The sequence below is a fragment of the Occallatibacter sp. genome, assembly GCF_049510455.1.
GTDB lineage: Bacteria > Acidobacteriota > Terriglobia > Terriglobales > Acidobacteriaceae > Telmatobacter.
In genome coordinates, this window is sequence record NZ_JBEKYX010000168.1 from 1 (window position 1) to 4,777 (window position 4,777).

The following is a 4,777-nucleotide window of genomic DNA, read 5'->3' on the forward strand; positions in this document are numbered from 1 at the left end:
GGAGGTTATGGAGGCCAATCCGGCCTCTATTCTGCGGATTGCCGCAGTCAGATTCCCATGCTGATTCCTTGGGCCATAGGCTGCGATGCGCTGACTTCCAGAGCAGAGGTTTTCGAGACATCGGCGCTGAGCTGCGGGCTAAGTTTGGTCATGTCGTCGGTGAAGACCGTGGCCTCGTGACTGGCGCGGGAAATGGAGATCATCCGGAACGGTGACCCAATACAAGTGAACCGGCTTTTCGACTCTCATTGCCTTCTCCAAATTTCCGAGTTTCCGAAGGACAGCCTGATGTCCGGCTGTCCGGATTTTAACCCTCGGCTACAATATGGCAGCTTTGGGCTAGACTTCCCGGCCGCTCGCGACCCGGAGCCTAGTTCGCGGACAGTTGCGGAGCATTTAAGCTGTTCGTTAATGTTGCTAGGATTCTCACCGATGCATTCTGGTTCTCAGCAGTGCGTTAATGTTGCGAGTTGTCAGGTTACTTTCACGGCGATAACACGGGTTCAAATCCCGTCGGGGACGCCAACAAAACAAAAGACTTAGACGAAATCCCCAACTCCGCCGCCGGTCCGAAAAGGTCCATTAAGAACTTCGATCTTCCGCTGGACCCTTATCAGACTTGAAAACCAGCCTCGCCACTTTGCTCTGCGCGCTGCGCTTGATGTCCGTTACCGCCTGCGCGTAGAGGTTCATGGTCACGCTACTGTTGGCATGTCGCAACAACTCCTGCACGGTTTTCACGTCCTCACCATGCGACTTCAAGATCGTCGCGTAGGAATGGCGGAACGTGTGCCATCCCACTTTTCCGGTGATCTCGGCCGCCTTGAGAGCAGGCCGAATGTACACGCGGAAAATGGAAAAGGACCAGTACGGAAGCTCTCCTCTGCTGGCTGGACTGGCAAATACCCAGTCCTCATCCATCGGGTAGGGCGACCGTCTGCGCCACAACAGAAGAACCTCGGCCAGCTCGGGATCGAGCGGGACCGGTTTCTGTGATGCTTCCGTTTTACACGGACCAACGTGCTGAAGAGCAATGGAACGGGTGACGTGCAGTTCAAGGTTCTCGAAATCCACATCAGACCATTTCAATGCCAGCAGCTCACTCACTCGCAGGCCGGTGAGAATGTCCAGGAGCACGGCAGTCTTACCCGGCTCCTTGAGATGTTCGAGCAGCGATCTGAGCTGCGCGACGTTCAACACAACCGGAACCTTCTGCCGCTTTGCGCTCTGACGCACATGCGTAATAGGGTTTACGTCTCGCTTACCTCGAAGAGTATGCCGGCAACGCAGAGCCGATGCCTTTTATCGGCGATGACCTTTTGACTAGCTTCGACGACAGACGGGCAGCAGCGGGCCTGAAGGCGCTCGCTACGATTGCTCCAAAGGTTCAACCAATCTTGTTCACTCACCACTCGCGTATCGTCGAACTGGCAAGAGAGAGCCTTGGAAATAGCATAGATGTGATCAATTTGGTGTGAGCCACATGGAGCAAGTGTTTGGGGATTTTGTGAATAGGCTCATTGCGGGCTGCTTTTCTGCAGAACCCTAATCTCGAATGCTGTAGGCCAGAACTTTCCAGATAGATAAGGCCAGCCATTCGCAGAGTCGCAAGTCCCCACAACGTCGATTTCGCTTGGAGTGTTTCTGGACTGGTGCAAATCGCAGAGGCACTCATCGACTTCCGCACTCGCTGATGACTGATGAATCCCGACGCCTCCGGGTTCCGCGAGGCTGACCGTCGAAACGGGTTATACAGCCCACTGCTTCAAAGGAATCCGCTGGGCTGCCGTGGATCGCTGGATTCTGCTCTCATTGCCTGGGACATCCATAGATAAAGACTATGGCGGCATAGACAGGAAGTCTTGGACAGACGAGAAGGCGCGAGCTACCTTCCGACACATAACGGCAAAAGTTCGAGCCGTTGGAGGTGCCGATGATCGCCGTTCTCACGCCCACACGTCGGTTTCAGACTGTCCTCAGTGCCAGCCTGCGCCGGATATGCCCCAGCCTTACCCTCTTCACCCTACTGATCCTCTTCCCGGCGCTTGCCCTGGCGCAGTCGCCGTTCGATACGGGATTCACAGCTATGCAAACCCTCTTCACCGGCACGGTTGCGAAGGTACGCTTCTTCGGTTGGGTGCCGATCGCGTCATCGACTTCACGCAGGAGCGGTTCGAAGACGTAATTGAGCCGGTTGATGCGGTGCTTGATCTGGTGGGCGGCGAAGTACTCGCACGCTCCTATTCCATGGTCAAGCGCGGTGGCATCATCGTCACGTTCAATCAGCCTCCCGACCCTCAGGAGTGCGAGAAGCATGGCATTCAGGGTTTCTTCGTACAGACCAAAGTCACAACCGAAGGCTTCAAAGACTTCGCGGAGCGCGTGGCGACGGGAAACGTCGTGCCATTGATCGACCATGCAGAAACCCTTTGGAATCCGAAAACCATCTGGGCGAAGAGGCCGTCGGGGAGTGCCATCGGCAAAATCGTCTTCACGCTTGCGGCTTCCTGAAATAGAGCACGCGGAGCCATCGACAAGATCAACTGGATATCCAAGGAGAAATCACATGGCTGAATCGACACTCACAAATCCACTGCTGCCTCCTCACGATCTGACTCGTGCATTGGCACTCGCACAAGCAGACAGCGAAACGGCCCCTCATATCGGCCTGGTCGGAGACACGTATGCTCATTTCCACCATGTGAGGCAAGAGATCCGCGGGCACGGTGCGGGTCAAGGCCGCGAGAGTCACAACTCAGAAATGAGGTAGCCTTGAGGCGCGGCGGGCACGCGGGTACACTCACCGCAAGGTGGGAATGAGTTCCTGGGAAGACCGCCTGGCGGCGATCCTCCCTCTTACGCGGGCTATCCGTTCCGACGCCTGATGGAAATACTCGGAATCCAGTTCAATCCCGCTATACCTGCGACCCGTCAGCAACGCTGCCGCGCAGGAACTGCCGCTGCCCGCGAAGGGATCGAGTATCAACTCTCCTGGGAGTGAGAAGCTGCGAATCAGAGGAACCAATGCTGCTACCGGCTTCTGCGTCGGATGCAGCTTGTTGCCGCTGTAGGGCATATCCATTACGTCTGCCAGTGGCTGCTTCGGCAGCGGCGGCCTGCCCTTCGCCAGCAGATATGCCTGCTCATGCTGGTAGCTGAGGAACCTGCTTTTTGAGCTATAGGTCTTACGGAACACGAGGTGTCCAACAGGCCGAAAACCCGCAGCCTTCCATGCGTCGAAGAAAGCATCGACCTTCGTCCAGCCGTAGAACATGATCGCTACTCTGTCCTGCTTCAGAACCCTGTACGCTTCCCGCATCGCGGGCTTGAGCCAGTCAGCGTTCGCATCGTTCTGTATGGTGCGTCCGCTCCGGTCGCGGTAGTTCACCAGATACGGCGGATCGGTGAGGATGAAATCGACGCTGTTCGCGGGCATCTGCCTCATGACGTCGATGCAGTTGCCTTGCGTGATGGTATTGAGCAACGGATGCTGAGTTGACGTTTGCGCTTGCATGTTTTGATCTCCTTTGTGGTCCCGGAGTGATCTCTCAGGACACCCTCCCGCAAGGGCGCGAGAGAGGGGCTGCTCCCAAGACCCAGCCGCGCTTTTTCGGAAGGTTCGGAAAATCTTTTCCCTTTTCCGCGCTCTCTGCGGGTTCTTGCAGAAAAGATTTTCTGAAAGCCGAAAAAGCAGAGCCGCGCAGTGTCGCCGGGCGCAGTCCGTCTTTCTCTCGCGGTGCCTGAGAGAACACGCAGGACAACAGGGGATCGATACAGCGCTGTCAGCACACATCAAGCTGTAATATCCGGTGCTTACAATTCGGCTGGGTTAGTTATCGTGCAGGCATCATCATAGCGGGCATAATCGCGCAGTCGCAGGCATCAACACTGCATAATGGTAGCATTACGAATCCGGAAGTTCGGTGGCCGTTTGTATGGGCGCTTATTTACCGGCGATGGTCCGTTGCGCCTGTTGAAGCGCGGCAAGGGCGACAAAGCTGCTGAGGCTGCGGCGTTCCAGTTTCGCCGCCTTCTCCAGCAACCGACGTTCTTCCTGGGTGTAGTAGGAGAACACTTTCGCTCCAAGTGGGGACTTGCCGGTGCGCCGGGAAGGAATGTGTTCCTTTTTGGTCACCGGATTTTATGGTACTACCGCACTGCACAATGGAGGTACTATCCAACACATTGTTTGCACGAGTTGGTGGCTCCAGGGGTGGAGCTACCTTATTGGCGGCGTCCGATTCGCTATTGATGGGAGCCGGGCGCCGCACTTTTACCGTTGATGGGGGGTGTTATGACAAAGAGCAGGGATCGAGAGTCTGGTTCGTCGCCGGAGCGGTCGGTTCCACGCCGATCGCTTCTGTTTGAACTTAAAGGCAAGAGAAACGCCGAGGAGAACACAACCGCTGTTTCGACAGAGATGTTCGCGGCACTCAGCATCGAGGAAGTGATCGCTTATGTGCGAAGCCGTCAGCCGGGTTCGGAGATCATGGAGTTGAAGGTTCTCGGGAAAGTTCAGGTGCTCTCTACTTCGGAGCACCTGGCATAACGCGGGGATTTTCGTCTGTTTCGAGATGACCCATAATCGGTTGCCTTTTCGGTCGTGGGCCAACTTCCGAATGGCCGACAATCTGACCGAAACCCGCGAGTTGACCCTTAGAGCGTATTCCTCATAGCTATATAGGATGAAATGGCGTTCTGAACCATGCTTGAGCGTCTTGAGGCCTGATGTCTGGAAGATGGTCTGCGATGGCTTGTTCGAGGGTCTCTGCCGTTC

Annotated in this window: 7 protein-coding genes; 4 read left to right on the forward strand and 3 right to left on the reverse strand. The window is 55.9% G+C overall.

From position 1 onward, the window contains the following. Positions 1 to 180 (forward strand): hypothetical protein (locus ABSG47_RS20185; protein WP_424172143.1); only part of this gene is annotated, 180 nt, incomplete at its 5' end. 402 nt (positions 181 to 582) lie between these two features. On the opposite strand, the gene ABSG47_RS20190 is transcribed toward ABSG47_RS20185, so the two are convergent. Beyond that, positions 583 to 1,200, reverse strand: coding sequence for a tyrosine-type recombinase/integrase (locus ABSG47_RS20190; RefSeq protein WP_424172146.1), 618 nt, complete (start codon positions 1,198 to 1,200; stop codon positions 583 to 585). Positions 1,201 to 1,933: 733 nt separating this feature from the next. Here ABSG47_RS20190 and ABSG47_RS20195 point away from each other — a divergent pair. Together ABSG47_RS20195 and ABSG47_RS20200 are read left to right on the forward strand one after the other, a co-directional pair. Next, positions 1,934 to 2,185, forward strand: coding sequence for a hypothetical protein (locus ABSG47_RS20195; protein WP_424172149.1), 252 nt, complete (start codon positions 1,934 to 1,936; stop codon positions 2,183 to 2,185). Further along, the gene (locus ABSG47_RS20200) at positions 2,134 to 2,511 is read left to right on the forward strand and encodes a zinc-binding dehydrogenase (protein WP_424172151.1); all 378 of its coding nucleotides are present in this window, start codon (positions 2,134 to 2,136) and stop codon (positions 2,509 to 2,511) included. The genes ABSG47_RS20195 and ABSG47_RS20200 overlap by 52 nt, the downstream gene beginning before the upstream one ends. A 289-nt stretch (positions 2,512 to 2,800) precedes the next feature. Here ABSG47_RS20200 and ABSG47_RS20205 read toward each other — a convergent pair whose 3' ends face one another. Continuing rightward, the gene (locus ABSG47_RS20205; protein ID WP_424172154.1) at positions 2,801 to 3,514 is read right to left on the reverse strand and encodes a DNA methyltransferase; all 714 of its coding nucleotides are present in this window, start codon (positions 3,512 to 3,514) and stop codon (positions 2,801 to 2,803) included. A 429-nt stretch (positions 3,515 to 3,943) separates the two neighbouring features. Beyond that, positions 3,944 to 4,135: a type II toxin -antitoxin system TacA 1-like antitoxin gene (locus ABSG47_RS20210; RefSeq protein WP_424172157.1), complete on the reverse strand. Its 192-nt coding sequence runs from the start codon at positions 4,133 to 4,135 to the stop codon at positions 3,944 to 3,946. A gap of 159 nt (positions 4,136 to 4,294) precedes the next feature. Here ABSG47_RS20210 and ABSG47_RS20215 point away from each other — a divergent pair, with 159 nt between their 5' ends. Beyond that, on the forward strand, positions 4,295 to 4,549 hold the full coding sequence (locus ABSG47_RS20215) for a hypothetical protein (RefSeq protein WP_424172160.1): 255 nt from the start codon (positions 4,295 to 4,297) through the stop codon (positions 4,547 to 4,549). The last annotated feature ends 228 nt before the right edge of the window (positions 4,550 to 4,777 follow it).